The organism is Pelomonas sp. Root405 (assembly GCF_001425165.1).
Taxonomy (GTDB): domain Bacteria; phylum Pseudomonadota; class Gammaproteobacteria; order Burkholderiales; family Burkholderiaceae_C; genus Pelomonas.
This window is the reverse complement of the sequence record NZ_LMDU01000017.1, coordinates 106242-122693: the sequence shown is the minus strand read 5'-3', so window position 1 is coordinate 122693 and position 16452 is coordinate 106242. Positions and strand designations below refer to the sequence as shown.

The 16452-nt window shown below is 68.8% G+C and carries 12 protein-coding genes; 8 read left to right on the top strand and 4 right to left on the bottom strand.

Annotated features, from left to right (window positions below; translation table 11 throughout):
• Positions 1 to 2 precede the first annotated feature (2 nt).
• From ASC81_RS24915 to bchF, 4 genes are read right to left on the bottom strand one after another with little or no spacing between them, the layout of a single operon-like run.
• Positions 3 to 3815: a magnesium chelatase subunit H gene (locus ASC81_RS24915; RefSeq protein ID WP_056273679.1), complete on the bottom strand. Its 3813-nt coding sequence runs from the start codon at positions 3813 to 3815 to the stop codon at positions 3 to 5.
• Positions 3787 to 5349, bottom strand: a complete 1563-nt coding sequence (gene bchB, locus ASC81_RS24910; protein ID WP_056273674.1) for a ferredoxin:protochlorophyllide reductase (ATP-dependent) subunit B — start codon at positions 5347 to 5349, stop codon at positions 3787 to 3789. Before bchB ends, ASC81_RS24915 begins: the two co-directional genes overlap by 29 nt.
• A gap of 12 nt (positions 5350 to 5361) precedes the next feature.
• Complete coding sequence (locus ASC81_RS24905; protein ID WP_056273671.1) at positions 5362 to 6645, bottom strand: ferredoxin:protochlorophyllide reductase (ATP-dependent) subunit N; 1284 nt, start codon at positions 6643 to 6645, stop codon at positions 5362 to 5364.
• Entirely contained in the window at positions 6642 to 7181 is a 540-nt protein-coding gene (gene bchF, locus ASC81_RS24900; RefSeq protein WP_235533778.1) for a 2-vinyl bacteriochlorophyllide hydratase, read from the bottom strand. Before bchF ends, ASC81_RS24905 begins: the two co-directional genes overlap by 4 nt.
• A gap of 413 nt (positions 7182 to 7594) precedes the next feature.
• On the opposite strand from bchF, the gene ASC81_RS24895 reads away from it, so the two are divergent.
• From ASC81_RS24895 to bchI, 8 genes are all read left to right on the top strand, one after another.
• Complete coding sequence (locus ASC81_RS24895; protein ID WP_162245964.1) at positions 7595 to 8485, top strand: B12-binding domain-containing protein; 891 nt, start codon at positions 7595 to 7597, stop codon at positions 8483 to 8485.
• Positions 8486 to 8579: 94 nt separating this feature from the next.
• The gene (gene ppsR / locus ASC81_RS24890) at positions 8580 to 10052 is read left to right on the top strand and encodes a transcriptional regulator PpsR (protein ID WP_082536817.1); all 1473 of its coding nucleotides are present in this window, start codon (positions 8580 to 8582) and stop codon (positions 10050 to 10052) included.
• A gap of 73 nt (positions 10053 to 10125) precedes the next feature.
• On the top strand, positions 10126 to 11004 hold the full coding sequence (chlG, locus tag ASC81_RS24885; protein WP_082536816.1) for a chlorophyll synthase ChlG: 879 nt from the start codon (positions 10126 to 10128) through the stop codon (positions 11002 to 11004).
• Complete coding sequence (locus ASC81_RS28025) at positions 11001 to 13502, top strand: geranylgeranyl diphosphate reductase (RefSeq protein ID WP_235533776.1); 2502 nt, start codon at positions 11001 to 11003, stop codon at positions 13500 to 13502. Before chlG ends, ASC81_RS28025 begins: the two co-directional genes overlap by 4 nt.
• Entirely contained in the window at positions 13502 to 13813 is a 312-nt protein-coding gene (locus ASC81_RS24875; protein WP_156392419.1) for a hypothetical protein, read from the top strand. Before ASC81_RS28025 ends, ASC81_RS24875 begins: the two co-directional genes overlap by 1 nt.
• Positions 13810 to 14112, top strand: a complete 303-nt coding sequence (locus ASC81_RS24870) for a high-potential iron-sulfur protein (RefSeq protein WP_056273662.1) — start codon at positions 13810 to 13812, stop codon at positions 14110 to 14112. Before ASC81_RS24875 ends, ASC81_RS24870 begins: the two co-directional genes overlap by 4 nt.
• Before the next feature lie 20 nt (positions 14113 to 14132).
• Entirely contained in the window at positions 14133 to 15422 is a 1290-nt protein-coding gene (locus ASC81_RS24865; RefSeq protein WP_056273659.1) for a DUF3422 family protein, read from the top strand.
• Between the two features lie 7 nt (positions 15423 to 15429).
• A complete protein-coding gene (gene bchI, locus ASC81_RS24860; RefSeq protein ID WP_056273657.1) occupies positions 15430 to 16449 on the top strand; it encodes a magnesium chelatase ATPase subunit I in 1020 nt (339 codons plus the stop codon).
• Positions 16450 to 16452 lie beyond the last annotated feature (3 nt).

The following is a 16452-nucleotide window of genomic DNA, read 5'->3' as shown; positions in this document are numbered from 1 at the left end:
GTTCATGCGGCTGCCTTCTCTTTCGTGGGGATGACGCCTTCAAGGCGGTCTTCCAGTTCGTCGCCGGCCTGGCGCAGGGCTTCGAGCGTGGCGGCATCGGGCTGCCAGTAGTCGCGCTCGTACGCTTCCAGCAGCCGGTTGGCCACACGTGCGGAAGCAGTGGGGTTGAGTTGGGCCAGGCGTTCGCGCATGGCGGGGTCGAGCATGAAGGTGGCGCTGAGCTGCTCGTAGACCCACGGCGCCACCTGACCGGTAGTGGCCGACCAGCCCATCGTGTTGGTCACGTGCACCTCGATCTGGCGCACGCCTTCGTAGCCGTGCTTGAGCATCGCGTCGAACCACTTCGGGTTCAGCATGCGGGTGCGGGTCTCCAGCGCCACCTGCTCGCTGAGCGTGCGCACCGTGCCCCCGCCGAAGCGGTCGCGCGTCTGGTCGCCGATGTAGACCGGTGCCATCTGCGCGCCATCGCCGTCGCGGCGCACCTTGGCTCGCTTGATGGCGCGGCTGACGCCGCCCAGCGTGTCGAAATAGGTGTCCACCGTCGTGACGCCCAGCTCGACTGAATCGAGGTTCTGGTAGGCCAACTGCACATCGGCCAGCACGCTTTGCAGCAGCTCGGCCTGCTGCACCGGCCGGCCGCCGCGGCCGTAGGCAAAGCCCTTGCGGCGGCTGTAGGTCTCGGCGAGCTCGTCGCCGTCTTCCCAGCGGCTGTTGTCGATGAGGCTGTTGATGTTGGCGCCGTAGGCCCCTTCGGCATTGCCGAAGACGCGCAGAGCCGCGGTCTCCAGGTCGCCGCCGTGTTCGGCCAGGTAGGCGAGAGCGTGCTTGCGGATGAAGTTCTGCTCGGCCGGTTCGTCCGCCTGCGCGGCCAGGAAGGCGGCTTCGGCCAGCAGCTTGATCTGCAGCGGCAGCAGGTCACGGAAGATGCCCGAGAGGGTGATGACCACGTCTATGCGCGGCCGGCCCAGTTCGGCCAGGGCAATCAACTCGGCGCCAGCGAGCCGGCCGTAGCTGTCGAAGCGCGGCCGTGCGCCCATCAGCGCCAGGGCTTGGGCGATGGGACCGCCTTCGCTCTTCAGGTTGTCGGTGCCCCACAGCACCATGGCGATGGACTCGGGCAGCGGGTTGCCGGCGGCCATGTGCTTGTCGAGCAACCGTCCGGCCTGGGCGAAGCCGTCCTTGACGGCATAGGCGCTCGGGATGCGGAAGGGGTCGAAGCCGTGCAGATTGCGGCCCGTGGGCAGGATGGCCGGCGTGCGGAGCAGGTCGCCGCCGGGGGCGGGGCGCAGGAAGCGGCCGTCCAGCGCGCGCAGGATGCCGTCGATCTCGCGGTCCTCCGCCATCAGCCGGTCCATGTCGCAGAGCTGCTGCAGCAGGGCCAGGTCTTCCAGGTCGTCGTCTCCGGTCGGCATGCCGTTGGCGACCAGCGCCTCGATGACGGCTCGCTCAGGCTTGAAGCCGTGCGATGCCTCGGCACTGGACATCAGCAGGTCGACCCGCTCAGCCTGGCTCGGCGCCTGGCCGACGACATGCAGGCCGTAGGGGATCAGCGTGTACTCCAGCTCCAGCACGGCGTCGTTCAGCCGCGTGATGCGCGCCTCATCGGCGGCGCCCCAGGCCGGCTCGGCTGCTGCCAGGTCCAGCGTGGCGGCCTGGGTCTGGATCATCGGCACCAGCGCTTCGCGCTCCGCTTGCGCTTCAGGCTCCAGGCTGCGATAGCGCTCCAGCATCTCGCGCAGCTCCACCAGCCCCTTGTAGAGGCCGGCCTCGGTCACCGGCGGCGTCATGTAGCTGATCAAGGTGGCGGCGGCGCGGCGCTTGGCGATGCTGCCTTCGGACGGGTTGTTGGCCGCGTAGAGGTAGAGGTTCGGTAGGTCGCCAATGAGGCGGTCCGGCCAGCAGCGGGCCGACATGCCGGCCTGCTTGCCAGGCATGAACTCCAGCGCGCCGTGGGTGCCGAAGTGCAGCACCGCGTGGGCGGCAAAGTCCTCGCGCAGCCAGCGGTAGAAAGCCGAGAAGGCATGCGTCGGGGCGAAGCCCTGCTCGAACAGCAGGCGCATCGGGTCGCCTTCGTAGCCGAACGCCGGCTGGATGCCGACGAAAACATTGCCGAAGCGCTCGCCCAGCACAAAGATGTGACTGCCGTCGCTCTGCTGCTTGCCCGGCGACGGGCCCCATTGCGCCTCGATCTCCTTGAGGTGCTTTTCGCGGCGCAGATGCTCGTTGGCAGGAATGCGGTGGTGCACATTGGCCATCGCGCCGAAGCGGGCGGCGTTGCCGGTGATGATGCTTTCACGCAGCGCATCGACCGACGCCGGCATGTCCACCGTGTAGCCCTCGCGCGCCATCGCGGCCAGCGTATTGAACAGCGACTCGAACACCGACAGGAAGGCGGCCGTGCCAGTGGCGCCCGCGTTGGGCGGGAAGTTGAAGATGACCGCGGCCACTCGGCGCTCGGCGCGCTCGCTGCGGCGCAGGTCGACGAGCTTGCCCACACGGGCCGCGAGGGCGTCGGCGCGTTCGATGCAGCTGTGCATGTCGTGCGCGTCGACTTCGTTCTCGAAGCGGCAGCCGTGACTGCAGCCGGTGCAGGCGATGTGCGCGGCGTTGGCCCGCCCGCCGAACACCATGGCGCCGGTCGCGCCGTCCAGCTCGGGGATGGCCACCATGATGGTCGACTCCACCGGCAGCAGGCCGCGCGAGGAGCCGCCCCACTGGTCCAGCGTCTGGAACTCGACAGGGTGCACGGCGAGGTAGGGCACGTCGAGCGCGGCGAGCACCTCCTCGGCGGCCTTGGCGTCGTTGTAGGCGGGGCCGCCGACGAGGGAGAAGCCGGTCAGCGACACCAGCGCATCGACGAGGGTGCGGCCGTCCTTCGACTGGAAGTACTTGGCGATGGCGGGCCGCTGGTCCAGCCCCGTGGCGTAGGCCGGAATGACTCGGAGGCCGCGTGCCTCCAGCGCGGTGATGACGCCGTTGTAGTGGTCGGCATTGCCGGCCAGCAGGTAGGAGCGCATCAGCAGCAGGCCGACCGTGCCACGGGTGCCGGTGGTGGCCACCTTGGGCAGGGCCTCGGGCAGCGTGGACATCAGGCCGACGGCGCTCGGGTGGCTCATGCGCGGGTGGTAGAGGCCGACCTCGGGATATTCGATAGGCTGCTGTGGCTGAGCCTCCGCCCGCAGGGACTTGCGCGGGCCGGCGGCGTAGCGCTCCACCAGCAGCCTCACCATGTTGGCGATGTTGTCCTGCGAGCCGGCCAGCCAGTACTGCAGCGTCAGGAAATAGGCGCGCACGTCCTGAGCGGTGCCGGGGATGAAGCGCAGGATCTTGGGCAGCATGCGCAGCGTCTTCATCTGCTGCGCGCCCGCCGTGCCCTTGTTGCCGTCGGCCTTGCCGGGCGGCTTGCCGCGCAGCCGCTTGAGGAAGGCCATGGCGCCGGTGGCCGGCGCCGACATGTCGAACTTGCCCATTCGGGTCAGCTTGGTGACCTCGGCTGCAGACATCGCGCAGACCATGGCGTCGCAGTGCTCGCGGCGCGCCTGCAGGTCGGCCAGGATGGGCAGGAAGTGGTCCTCCAGGAACAGCATCGACGCGATGACGATGTGGGCGCGCGCAATGTCGGCGCGGCAGCGGGCCAGGGCCTCCGTGTTGTCACCCCATTCGGCGGCAGCGTGTACGGTCAGACGCAGGCCGGGCAGGGTCCTGACCAGCGTTGCATTGGCACGCTCTGCCGCGCTGGCGAGGTGGCTGTCCATGGTCACGATGACCACGTTCATCGCCTGGCCCTTAACGAGAGAAATGGGCTTTGGCGTCATACAGCGTCTCGATGGTGATGACCGCCACGCTCTGGCTGAGCGCGTAGGCCTCGGTGTTGCGACGGGCCTTGCCGCGCACGAAGAAGGGGATCTTGCGCAGCTCCTTTTCGGCGTCCGGTGCCCACGCTGCGGCGGTCGGGGTTGCGCTCACCTCCGGCGCCTCCGCTGGGACTTCGATGAGCGCCGGCGCGGCCTGCGGCTTGATGGCCGCGCCGCCAAGGTGGGAGGGCGAGGCGTCCTCGTGGAACTCGAAGTCACCGCGGAACATGCCGATCAGGTGCTCCTCCAGCCCCATCATCAGCGGGTGGACCCAGGTGTCGAACAACACGTTGGCGCCCTCGAACCCCATCTGCGGCGAGTAGCGCGCCGGGAAGTCCTGTACATGCACCGGCGCCGAGATGACCGCGCAGGGCAGACCCAGGCGCTTGGCGATGTGGCGCTCCATCTGCGTGCCCAGTACCAGCTCGGGGCCGGCGGCCGTGATGGCGGCTTCCACGTCGAGGTAGTCGTCGCTGATGAGGGCTTCGACGCCGTACCGCGCGGCGGCCTCGCGCACGTCGCGGGCAAACTCGCGGCTGTAGGTTCCGAGACCCACGACCTTGAAGCCGAACTCGGTGGCGGCCACGCGCGCGGCGGCGATGGCGTGCGTCGCGTCACCGAAAACGAACACGCGCTTGCCAGTCAGGTAGTTGGAGTCGACTGACTTGGCGTACCAGGGCGAGCGGGACTGGGCCTGTGCAGCGGTCAGGTCGGGGTCGAGCCCGGCCAGCGCGGCCACTTCGCGGATGAATTCGCGCGTGGCGGCGGCGCCGATGGGGATGGTCTTGGTGGCGGGCAGGCCGAGGTTGCGTGTCATCCAGCTGGCGGCCTGGTGCGCGACCTCGGGGTAGAGCACGACGTTGAAGTCGGCATCGGCCAGCCGCGCCAGGTCAGCGGGCGACGCGTCTTGGGGCGCAACCACGTTGATCGTGATGCCCATCAGCTCCAGCAGCTGTCGGATTTCGCGCACATCGTCGCGGTGGCGGAACCCCAGGGCCGTAGGCCCGAGGATGTTGCAGCGGGGCTTGTCGCCCTCCACGCGCGGCTGCGAGGGCTTGACTGCCAGGTGGCGCACCAGCTGGTAGAAGGTTTCGGCAGCGCCCCAGTTTTCCTTCTTCTGGTAAGCCGGCAGCTCCAGCGGAATGACCGGCACCGGCAGGCACAGGGCCTGGGTCAGGCCGCCGGGGTCGTCCTGGATCAGCTCGGCCGTGCAGGAGGCACCCACCAGCAGCGCCTGCGGCTTGAAGCGCTCGTAGGCATCGCGGGCGGCGTCCTTGAACAGCTGCGCGGTGTCGCCGCCGAGGTCTCGGGCCTGGAAGGTGGTGTAGGTGACGGGCGGGCGCTTGTTGGCGCGCTCGATCATCGTGAACAGCAGATCGGCGTAGGTGTCGCCCTGCGGCGCGTGCAGCACGTAGTGCACATCACGCATGGCCGTGGCGATTCGCATCGCGCCGACATGGGGCGGGCCTTCGTAGGTCCAGAGGGTGAGTTGCATGGTGCGTTCGATTCAGGCGGCCAGCAGCGCGCGTCGTGTCAGAGGGCGGGTGAACAACCCAGCCAGATCGCCGGCCTGCTCGAAGCCCTGGATAGGCGTGAACACCAGCTCGATGGACCACTTCGTCGTGAAGCCTTCGGCCTCAAGCGGGTTGGCCAGGCCCAGGCCGCACACCGTCATGTCAGGTCGCGCGGCGCGGCAGCGGTCGAGCTGCCGTTCCACGTCCTGCCCCTCGGACAGCGGCGTGCCGGCCGGCAGCCAGGCCAACTCTTCCGCCAGATGCTGGCGGTGCAGATACGGCGTGCCGACTTCGCTCAGCGTCATGCCCAGCTCGCGGCTCAGGAAACGCGCCAGTGGCACTTCAAGCTGGGAGTCGGGGAAGAAGAAGATGCTCTTGCCCGCCAGCGCAGTGCGGTGGGCGGCCAGCGCCTGTTCGGCGCGCCTGCGTGCCGGGGCGATGGCTTGCTCGACCCCATCGGCGTTCAGCCCCATCGCCGCGCCGGCCGCCTGCATCCACGCGGTGGTGCCTTCGGCGCCGAGCGGGAAGGGGCTGGCAACACGCGCGGCGCCGCGCGCCTCCAGCGCCTTGGCGGTGTCGCCGAGGAAGGGCTGGGCCAGCAGGAAACGGGTCTGCGGTCCCACCGAGGGCAGGGCGGTCGAGGTGCGCGACGGGAAGAAGGCGAAGCGCTTCACGCCCATGGCGGTGAAGAGGCGGCTGAACTGGTCTTCCACGACGTCGGCCAGCGCGCCGACGATCAGCAGCTCGGGCTCCTGCCGCTGGATGGAGATGGGCAGCACGGGCACGAGGGCGGCCAGGCAGGCATCCTCGCCCTGCGTGAAGGCGGTCTCGATGCCGCTGCCGGAGTAATTGAGCACCCGGACCTGCGGCATGAATTCCTGGCTGAGACGCGCGGCGGCGCGGGACAGGTCCAGCTTGATGACCTCCGACGGGCAGGAGCCGACGAGGAACAGCAGCCGGATGTCGGGGCGGCGCTCCAGCAGGCGCTTGACGACGCGATCGAGCTCGTCCTGCGCATCAGCGAGGCCGGCAAGGTCGCGCTCGTCGAGGATGGCCGTGGCGAAGCGCGGCTCGGCAAAGATCATCACGCCGGCTGCCGACTGGATCAGGTGGGCGCAGGTGCGCGAGCCGACGACCAGGAAGAAGGCGTCCTGCATCTTGCGGTGCAGCCAGATGATTCCGGTCAGCCCGCAGAAGACCTCGCGCTGACCGCGCTCCATCAGCACGGGGGCATCCGTGCAGCCCGCATCAACGTGGATCGGGATGACGGCGCTCATGCGGAGGCTCCGGCTGGCAAGGCTGCCGCATGGTCGAGCCGTGCAGCGCGCAGCTTGAGGATGAACTGAGCCGCGTTGATGCAGTAGCTGGCGTAGGCGGCGAGTGCGAGCCACATCTGCTGCGGCGTGCTGAGCCAGCCGGTGAGCCAGGCCACCACGTAGGCCGTGTGCAGCGCCAGCACGAGCATGCTGAACACATCCTCCCAGTAGAAGGCGGGGGCGAACAGCCAGCGGTCGAAGACCACCTTCTCCCAGATGCAGCCGGTCACCATGATCGTGTAGAGCGTCAGCGTCTTGATCAACACCGACAGCGCAGCGTCCTGTTCGCCCACGCCGGTGGCCAGGAAGCGCAGCACCAGTACCAGGCTGACCAGGAAGACCAGGAACTGGACGGGGGCCAGCAGGCCCTGGATCAGCGTCCAGATGCTGGCATCGCGGCGGGCGCGCTGCTCAGGGGTGTACAGAGGCGGCCGTGCGGTGCGCTGACGAGCCATGCCCGGACTGAGGACGTCGGGCGAAGCGGCTTGGTTCAGCATGGAGCCGAATCTAGGCCTGCGGCAGCCGACTGTCAATTAGAATTGACGTAAACAAAACTAGACAAATAACCAGAAATCGGGAAAATCAGCTTGACGCAAGTCGGCGGCATCCTCGACATTGCCTCAGCCGCCTGTCAGCCCCCGTTGGCGCGCGACGCCGCAGTCATCAACAAGAACAGATCAACGAACAAAACGGTTAGCAGTAGCGATTTCTGACGCCACCCAGCGCCGAGGACTGGAACAGACGATTCCGGCCGCTCAAATGGAACCCTTGCTGCCAACCAGCCCACGAGGAGACCGTGGTGGCTGGATGGACGATCAACAGGCTGGCCAAGCGCCAGCAAGCGCCGCGTGCCATGGCCGCGGCTTCCCGCGGTGCAGCCAGGGGTCAGTTGCCGATTCAGGCCGACCCCTTGACGCTGGCAGAGATGCTGGCACTTAAAAGCGCCGAGTTGTCAGGTCGGCTGGCGCCGCTCGACGACGGCGAAAGGCCGCGCCTCACTTCACCGCATCTGGTGGCGAGCAACACATCACAGGACATGCAGCTCTCACGCATCGTCGAGCTGGAGATCATCCCGCGCCTGATGTTGATGCACAGCGCGCAGCCCCTGCAGGACCGCCCGCCGCTGCCGCCGCTCACCTTGACGACGGAGCATGTGCACACGTTGGCGCGACTGGCCGCCGAAGGCGATGCTGACAGCGCAAGCAGCTATGTGCGGGCGCTGCTGGATGCCGGCGCGTCGCAGGAGCAGGTCTTCCTGGACCTGCTGGCGCCCTGCGCGCGCTGGATGGGTGAGATGTGGGAAGAGGATCGCTACGATTTCTCGCAGGTCACCATCGGCCTGTGGCGTCTGCAGAGGGTCCTGCACGAGCAGGGCAGCCGATTCAACCAGGTGGCCCGGCCCGATGCCGACAGCCATCGCGCCCTGCTGGCCGCTGTGCCGGGCGCGCAACACACCTTCGGTGTGGTCATGGCGGCGGAGTTCTTCAGCCGGGCCGGCTGGGACGTCGAATGCGAACCCAAGGCCGACTGGACAGATTTGCGGAGCCGGCTGACCGGCAACTGGTTCGACATGTTCGGACTGTCCATCGCCACGGGGGACAGCATTCCTCACGTAGCGTCTGCTATTCTTGACATGCGAGAAGCGTCAGCTAATCGCGATCTTTTTGTGATGGTCGGCGGACCGATGGCCGGCGAATTGGCGAATCTGGCAGCGCTCTGCGGTGCCGACGCCATGGCCAGCGAAGCCTGCAGCGCGGTCGAAGCCGCAAACGCCGGCGTCAGCAGCGTCAGGCCAGCCTGACTGGTGCTGAAATGCATCGCCCCAGCGGTCCCGGCTGTCTTCTATATCTTCCGGCGGCGTCCCTGATGCTGCCTCTCGCAACTCAGGGAGCTCGATGCACAAGCTTGGCACATCGGCCACCAATCAGCTGTTTGAAGCTCCCGAGCTTTATTTTGCTGATCTGAATGCCGACGTCCTTGCCGCCGTGGTCGCGGCTGCCGCTGATCTGGCGTTGGTGCTGGACAGCCAAGGCGTGATCCGCGACATCTCCCTGGGGACCAGCCACACCAAGGAGCTCGGCGAGCTTCGTCAATGGGTCGGCCGGCGCTGGGCTGAAACCGTCACCATCGAGAACCGCGGCAAGGTCACGGCCATGCTGGCTGCGGCGACGGCCGGCAACAGCCCCGAGAACCAGGGCGAGCGGCCGGAGCGCCAGGTCAACCATGCGCTGGCAGGTGGCCTCGAACTGCCAGTCAGCTACAGCATGGTGCCCATGGGCGTTCAGGGCCACGTGCTGGCCCTGGGCCGCGACCTGCGCGAGGTGGCTGCCGTGCAGCAGCGCCTGGTGGACGCCCAGCAGTCCATGGAGCGCGACTACCTGCGCCTGCGTCACACCGAGGCACGCTACCGTCTGCTCTTCGAAGCCGTCGACGAGGCCGTCCTGGTGTTGGACGCCACCTCGCTCGTCGTGTTCGAACACAATGCTGCGGCGGCGCGCGTGCTCGGCGATTCGTCCAAGCGCATCGTCGGTCGCAGCTTCACCGAACTACTGGCCGTGGAAAGCCAGGCCGAGGCCTACGCCAAGTTTTCGCAGGCGCGCAGCGCTGGGCGCAGTACGGACATGCTGGTTCGCTTGGCCAATGGCCATACCGAGCTGAAGCTGGCCGCAACCGTCTTCAAGCAGGACAGCACCACCTCGCTGCTGGTACGCCTGTCGCCCACGGGTGCGCTGATCGTCGGCCCCGCTGCGAGCAATGCGCCGAACGTGCCGTCGCTGCTCGATGTCGTCAACGCGATGCCTGACGCCTTTGTGTTGACCGACATGCAAGGCCGCGTCCTTAGTGCCAACCAAGCCTTCAGCGACATGCTGCAGTTGGGCGTGGGCGAGTCTGTCGTCGGCCAGTCACTGGATCGCTGGCTGGGTCGCTCCTCGGTGGACCTGAATGTGCTGATCGGCAACCTGCGCCAGCACGGTGTTCTGCGGCTGTTCCCGACCACCTTGCGTAACGGCTACGGCGAGCCGGGCGCGGTCGAGATCTCGGCGGTGGCCGTGCCCGACGGCCCGCAGGCCTGCCTGGGTTTCTCCATCCGCGATGTCGCACGCCGCCTGCCGGCGGATGGGCGTTCCAGCCGTCAGCTGCCCCGCTCGGCCGAGCAGCTCACCGGCTTGGTGGGGCGCCTGCCGCTCAAGGACATCGTCGGCGAGACGACGGACCTGATCGAGCGCCTGTGCATCGAGGCGGCCCTGGAGCTGACCCGCGATAACCGGGCCTCTGCTGCCGAAATGCTCGGGCTGTCGCGGCAAAGCCTCTATGTGAAGCTGCGTCGTTACGGCATCCAGGACATGGGACCGGCCGGCGCCGAGTAGCGTCAGCGGGCCGTTCCTCCGGCCTGTGTAAATCTAGATTGACATTTGACTGCGTCAGCTCAGAATAGGCTGCATGCAGCGCCCCGCTCTTTCGGCTGTCGCCGAACTGCTCAAGCCCATCACCTGGTTTCCGCCGATGTGGGCCTTTGCCTGCGGGGTCGTGGCGTCGGGCATGCCCGTCGAAGGGCGCTGGCCGCTGATCGTCGCCGGTGTGTTGCTGGCCGGGCCTTTCGTCTGTGCCACCAGTCAGGCCGTCAACGATTGGTTCGACCGCCATGTCGACGCGATAAACGAACCGCAGCGCCCAATCCCATCTGGCCGCATGCCTGGCCATTGGGGCCTGTACATCGCGATCCTCTGGACGCTGCTGTCGTTGCTGCTGGCTTGGCAACTCGGCACGGCGGGCTTTCTGGCCGGCGTGGTCGGCCTTCTGCTGGCGTGGGCCTATAGCGCGCCGCCGCTGCGCCTCAAGCGCAATGGCTGGTGGGGCAACGCCGCCTGTGGCCTGTGCTACGAAGGCCTGGCCTGGATCACCGGCGCGGCCGTGATGGCCATGGGCACCTGGCCCGATGCCCGCTCGCTGACGCTGGCGCTGCTCTACAGCCTGGGCGCGCACGGCATCATGACCCTCAACGACTTCAAATCCATCAAGGGTGACCGGCAGATGGGAATCGACTCCCTGCCCGTCATGCTCGGCGCCTCGCGGGCCGCCTGGGTGGCCTCCCTGGTCATGGCCGCGCCTCAGGTGTTGGTGGCCCTGCTGCTCTGGCAGTGGGGGCAGGGCTGGCACGGGCTGGCCGTCGTCGGCCTGCTGGGTGTGCAGTTGCTGATGATGAAGCGCTTCGTCGCCAGCCCGTTGGAGCGCGCCGTCTGGTACAGCGGAGCCGGCGTTCCGCTGTACGTGTCGGGGATGCTGGTGAGCGCCTTTGCGCTGCGCGGGGTGGTGTCATGAGCAGCAGCTCATTCGGCTGGGCCAGCATCCTTCGCCTTGGCCTCGTTCAGGCCAGCCTCGGCGCCGTCGTCGTGCTGACCACGTCGACGTTGAACCGCGTGATGGTCGTGGAGATGGCGCTGCCGGCGCTGCTGCCGGGCCTGCTGCTGGCCCTGCACTACGTCGTGCAGGTCAGTCGTCCGCGCATGGGGCATGGCTCGGACCTGGGCCGGCGCCGCACGCCCTGGATCATGGGCGGCATGGTCACGCTCGCCGCAGGTGGCTGGCTGGCGGCGCTGGCCACGGTGTGGATGGGCAGCAGCACCGCCGGCGGCATCGCGCTGGCGGTGCTGGCCTACACGCTGATCGGCTTAGGCGTGGCCGCAAGCGGCACCTCGCTGCTGGCGTTGCTGGCCAAGCGCGCGCCGGCCGACAGGCGCGCAGCGGCGGCCACGACAGTCTGGATCATGATGATTGCCGGCTTCGTCGTGACGGCGGGCGTGGCTGGCAGCCTGCTCGACCCGTTCTCGGCCGAGCGGCTGCTGTGGGTCGCGGGCGGCGTGGCGGTGTCGGCCGTGTTGCTGACCGCGCTGGCGCTGATCGGCCTGGAAGGGGCGGCGCAACCGTCACCCCAGCCAGCCGTCGCCCTGTCCTTCAAGCAAGCCCTGCAGGACGCCTGGGCCGAGCCGCGCGCGCGGCGCTTCACCATCTTCGTCTTCGTGTCCATGCTGGCCTTCAGCATGCAGGACCTGATCCTGGAGCCCTTCGCTGGCCTGGTGTTCGGCCTGACCCCTGGCGCCACCACCAAGCTGTCCGGCACACAGCATGGCGGCGCGCTGGTCGGCATGCTGCTGGCCGCCGCGGCCGGCAGCCGCTGGGCGGGTCGGCAGTGGGGCTCGCTGCGCAGTTGGACTGTCTGGGGCTGTGCGGCCTCGGCGCTGGCGCTGGGCGGGCTGGTGTGTGCCAGCCTGGTGGGCCCGACCTGGCCGCTTCAGGCAAATGTCTTTGCGCTGGGCCTGGCGACCGGTGCGTTTTCCATCGCGGCCATCGGTTCCATGATGGGCCTGGCCGGTGCCGGTGACGCGCCGGAAGGCGGCCACGAGGGCGTGCGCATGGGCCTGTGGGGCGCGGCGCAGGCGATGGCTTTTGCGCTGGGTGGTGTGCTGGGCACCGCAGCCAGTGACCTGACGCGCTGGCTGCTGGCCGACGCCGGCATGGCCTATGCGCTGGTCTTCCTGCTCGACGCGGCGCTGTTCTTGTGGGCTGCCCGCCTGGCCGCGCGCGTGGAGCCTGAGCCAGGTCCGCGCGCATCAACTTGGGAGAGCGGTATGAACCTCAGCCAGCCGGTGGACTTTGATGCGGTGGTCGTCGGCGGTGGTCCTGCCGGCGCGACGGCGGCCGATGACCTGGCGCTGCAGGGCCTGCGCGTGTTGCTGCTCGACCGCGCCGGCCGCATCAAGCCCTGCGGCGGCGCGATTCCGCCGCGGTTGATAGCGGACTTCGCCATCCCCGAGCACATGCTGGTCGCGCGCGCCACAGCGGCGCGCATGATTTCCCCACGCGCGGTCGAGGTGGACATCCCCATCGAAGGCGGCTTCGTCGGCATGGTGGACCGCGAGCACTTCGACGAATGGCTCAGAGAGCGCGCCGCCTCGCATGGCGCCGTGCGCCGCACCGGCAGCTTCGAGCGCGTGGCCCGCGATCCGGACGGCATCAGCGTTCTGCACTACAGCGCCGACGGCGGGTCGCAAAGCGTGCGCGCCCGCGCCGTCATCGGCGCCGACGGCGCACGCTCGCAGGTGGCGCAGCAGTGCGTGCCCGGCGCAGACCAGGGCCGCTTCGTGTTCGCGTATCACGAGATCGTCGCCGTCCCCGACGTGGCGCCAGCCGGCTACCTTGGCAGCCGCTGCGAGGTGCATTACCGCGGCGAGCTGTCGCCCGACTTCTATGGCTGGGTGTTCCCGCATGGCGCCAGCGTCAGCATCGGCACCGGCAGCGCCGACAAGGGCTTCTCGCTGCGCCGCGGCGTGATGCAGTTGCGCGCCGCTGCCGGCCTGGCACATGCACGAACGCTCCGACGCGAGGGCGCGCCCATTCCGATGAAGCCGCTGCCGCGCTGGGACAACGGCCGCGACGTCGTGCTGGCCGGCGATGCCGCCGGTGTCGTCGCACCGGCGTCGGGCGAGGGCATCTACTACGCCATGCTCGGCGGCCGCCTGGCTGCCGAGGCGGTGCAGCAGCTGCTGCAGACCGGCGATGTGAAGTCGCTCGCCCTGGCCCGCAAACGCTTCATGCGTGAGCACGGCCGGGTGTTCTGGATCCTCGGCCTGATGCAGCGCTTCTGGTACAGCAGCGACAAGCGCCGCGAGCGCTTCGTCAGCATCTGCCGCGACCGCGACGTGCAGCAGCTCACTTTCGACGCCTACATGCACAAGCGCCTGGTGCGCGCGCGGCCCATGGCGCATGCGCGCATCTTCTTCAAGGACGTGGCCCACCTGCTCGGGTTGGCTCGCGTGTGATGGCCGACCTGATCGACGCCCAACTGCTGCTGTACCTGGTGGACCTGGTGCTGGCGGTCAGCCTGATCGAATTGCTCTGGCTTTGCCTGCGACGTCCTACGGGGCTGGCGAATCTGGCGCCCAATCTGCTCGCCGGGCTGAGCCTGACCCTGGCGCTGCGTCTGAGCCTTGTGGGTTCAGCGAGCGCCTTGATCGTGCTCTGCCTGACCGCCGCCGGCCTGTCCCATCTGCTGGACCTGCTGGCACGCCGACGCCACCCTGACGTCTTTTCAGCCATCCCGCCCACCGGGCAAGGAAAGCCAACACCATGAATTCACGCCGCCGTTTCATCCGCCTGATTCCCGCTGCAGGCGCCGGCTTGCTGGCCACCAGCGCCTGGTCCCAGGCCATGGTGGACGAGAAAGACCCGATGGCCGTCTCGCTCGGCTACGTGGCCGACGCCACCAAGGTCAACAAGGCCAAGTACCCCAAGTACGCGGCCGGCCAGCTGTGCGGCAACTGTGCGCTGTACCAGGGCAAGGCCGGCTCGGCCGCCGGGCCGTGTGCGCTCTTCCAGGGCAAGCAGGTGGCGGCCAAGGGCTGGTGCAGCGCCTACGCGAAGAAGCCTTGAGTGGCTGACAGCATCGCCGCATGAGGCTGCTGCCGGCCGATCTCCCCGAGCGAGCGGCCCTGTCGCTGGAGGTGCATGCGCGCCCCTCCGAGCCGCTGGCGGCGCCCGGCCGCGCAAGCTATGTGGCGGTGCTTGTCGACGCCGATGAGCGCGAGCGTGAGCTGGCGCATCTGGCCCGCCTGTGCCGCGCCCACGGCCAGCCTGCGCCGCCGCCGGATGCCGTGCATTGGAGCGGCCACATCGGCGACGTGCGGCTCAAGTGGGAGCGGCATGGCGAGTTCTCCAGCTACACGCTGCTGATGCCCGGGCGCGCTACCGTTCCCTTCGGCGACCCCCCGGCTGTTCATCTGCCACCCGGCTGGCTGGCCGCGGTGCCGGGCATGACGGCTTATGCCGGGCATGCCGAACTGTTGCAGGCCGAGGAGGCGCCCGAGGCGCTGTCCGAACTGCAGCAGGGTTTCTTCGGCGGGCGCCCCGTTGTGGGCAGCGCGGTCGGCGATGGGGCAGGCCTGGCCTATTCCGACTTCCTGATCCAGCCCGACGGCTTTGGCCGCCTGCTGCTGGTGGACCAGGGCTTCACGCCGCTGATGGCCGGCCGCATGTTGCAGCGCCTGTTCGAGATCGAGGCCTACCGCACGATGGCCTTGCTGGCCTTTCCGGTGGCGCGCCGGCTGTCGCCGCGCCTGCTGGCCATCGAGCGCGCGCTCGCCGGCCTGACCGACGACATTGCCCGCGACGGCGGCCGCGACGAGACCCTGCTGCACGAGCTGACGCGCCTGGCCGCGGAGATCGAGAGCGGCCTGTCGGCCAGCCAGTTCCGCTTCGGCGCCTGCCGCGCCTACGCCGAGCTGGTGCGCACTCGCATCGCCGAGCTGCGCGAGCGCCGGCTGCACGGTCTGCAGACTGTCGACGAGTTCATGTCGCGCCGCTTCGCGCCGGCCGTGGCCACCTGCGCGACCGTGTCGCAACGCATGCGCGACCTGTCCGAACGCGTCGCCCAGGCCAGTCATCTGCTGTCGACCCGCGTGGACATCGCTCGTGAGCACCAGAACCATGCGCTGCTGGCCTCGATGGATCGGCGGGCCAAGGTGCAGCTGCGGCTGCAGCAGACGGTCGAGGGCCTGTCCGTTGCCGCCATCGTCTACTACATGGCCGGCGTCGTGGGCTACCTCGCCAAGGGCGGGCAATCGCTGGGCGCCCCGCTCGACGTGGACCTGTTCGTGGGCCTGAGCGTGCCAGTGCTGGCGCTGCTGGCATTCCGGGCGGTTCGCCGTGCCCGGCGGCGTGCAAGTGACCAAGAGGCCGTCTGAGACTGCGATGAGCACACCGTTCCCCTTCTCGGCAATAGTCGGCCAGGACGAGATGAAGCTGTCCATCCTGATCGCCGCGGTGGAGCCGGCGATCGGCGGCCTGCTGGTGCTGGGCGACCGCGGCACCGGCAAGTCCACCGCTGTGCGCGGCCTGGCGGCGCTGCTGCCGAAGATGCGCGCCGTGCAGGGCTGTCGCTACCACTGCGACCCGGCGTCCTCATCTGCGTGCGAGGACTGCGCGCGGCTGAAGGCCGCCGGCCGTATTAAGACCGAGGACCTGCCGGTGCCCGTGGTGGACCTGCCGCTGGGCGCGAGCGAGGACCGCGTGCTCGGCGCGCTGGACCTGGAGCGCGCGCTCTCGCAAGGCATCAAGGTCTTCGAGCCCGGTCTGCTGGCGCGCGCCCACCGCGGTTTTCTCTACATCGATGAAGTCAACCTGCTGGAGGACCACCTCGTCGACCTGCTCATCGACGTGGCTGCGTCCGGCGAGAACGTCATCGAGCGCGAGGGCCTCAGCGTGCGCCACCCCGCGCGCTTCGTGCTCGTGGGCAGCGGCAACCCGGAGGAGGGCGAGCTGCGGCCACAGTTGCTGGACCGCTTCGGCCTGTCGGTTGAAGTGCGCACGCCCAGCGACATCGCCCAGCGCGTGGAGGTCGTGCGCCGCCGCGATGCCTTCGAGCGTGACCCCGTCGCCTTCACCACGACCTGGGCGAAGCAGGACGCCAAGGTCCGCCGCCAGATCCTGCAAGCCCGCGACCGGCTGACCGACCTGCGCGTGGGTGACGTCATCCTGCACCGCGCCGCCGAACTCTGCGTGGCCGTGGGCAGCGACGGCCTGCGCGGCGAGCTGACGCTCATGCGCGCCGCTCGCGCGCTCGCGGCGCTGCAGGCCGCGGCCGAGGTCACGCTCGACCACCTGCGCCAGATCGCCGTGCCTGCCTTGCGCCACCGGCTGCGCCGCAACCCGCTGGACGACACCGGTTCCGGCGAGCGCATCGAGCGTGCGGTCGCTGAGCTGTGGGCATGAAAG

Excerpts from the sequence above, each read along its gene's own strand:
- ASC81_RS28025 (WP_235533776.1), top strand. The coding sequence starts at position 11,001 with ATGAGCAGCAGCTCATTCGGCTGGGCCAGCATCCTTCGCCTTGGCCTC.
- ppsR (WP_082536817.1), top strand. The coding sequence starts at position 8,580 with ATGCACAAGCTTGGCACATCGGCCACCAATCAGCTGTTTGAAGCTCCC.
- chlG (WP_082536816.1), top strand. The coding sequence starts at position 10,126 with ATGCAGCGCCCCGCTCTTTCGGCTGTCGCCGAACTGCTCAAGCCCATC.
- ASC81_RS24870 (WP_056273662.1), top strand. The coding sequence starts at position 13,810 with ATGAATTCACGCCGCCGTTTCATCCGCCTGATTCCCGCTGCAGGCGCC.
- ASC81_RS24875 (WP_156392419.1), top strand. The coding sequence starts at position 13,502 with ATGGCCGACCTGATCGACGCCCAACTGCTGCTGTACCTGGTGGACCTG.
- bchB (WP_056273674.1), bottom strand. The coding sequence starts at position 5,349 with ATGCAACTCACCCTCTGGACCTACGAAGGCCCGCCCCATGTCGGCGCG.
- bchF (WP_235533778.1), bottom strand. The coding sequence starts at position 7,181 with ATGCTGAACCAAGCCGCTTCGCCCGACGTCCTCAGTCCGGGCATGGCT.
- ASC81_RS24915 (WP_056273679.1), bottom strand. The coding sequence starts at position 3,815 with ATGACGCCAAAGCCCATTTCTCTCGTTAAGGGCCAGGCGATGAACGTG.
- ASC81_RS24865 (WP_056273659.1), top strand. The coding sequence starts at position 14,133 with ATGAGGCTGCTGCCGGCCGATCTCCCCGAGCGAGCGGCCCTGTCGCTG.
- ASC81_RS24905 (WP_056273671.1), bottom strand. The coding sequence starts at position 6,645 with ATGAGCGCCGTCATCCCGATCCACGTTGATGCGGGCTGCACGGATGCC.
- bchI (WP_056273657.1), top strand. The coding sequence starts at position 15,430 with ATGAGCACACCGTTCCCCTTCTCGGCAATAGTCGGCCAGGACGAGATG.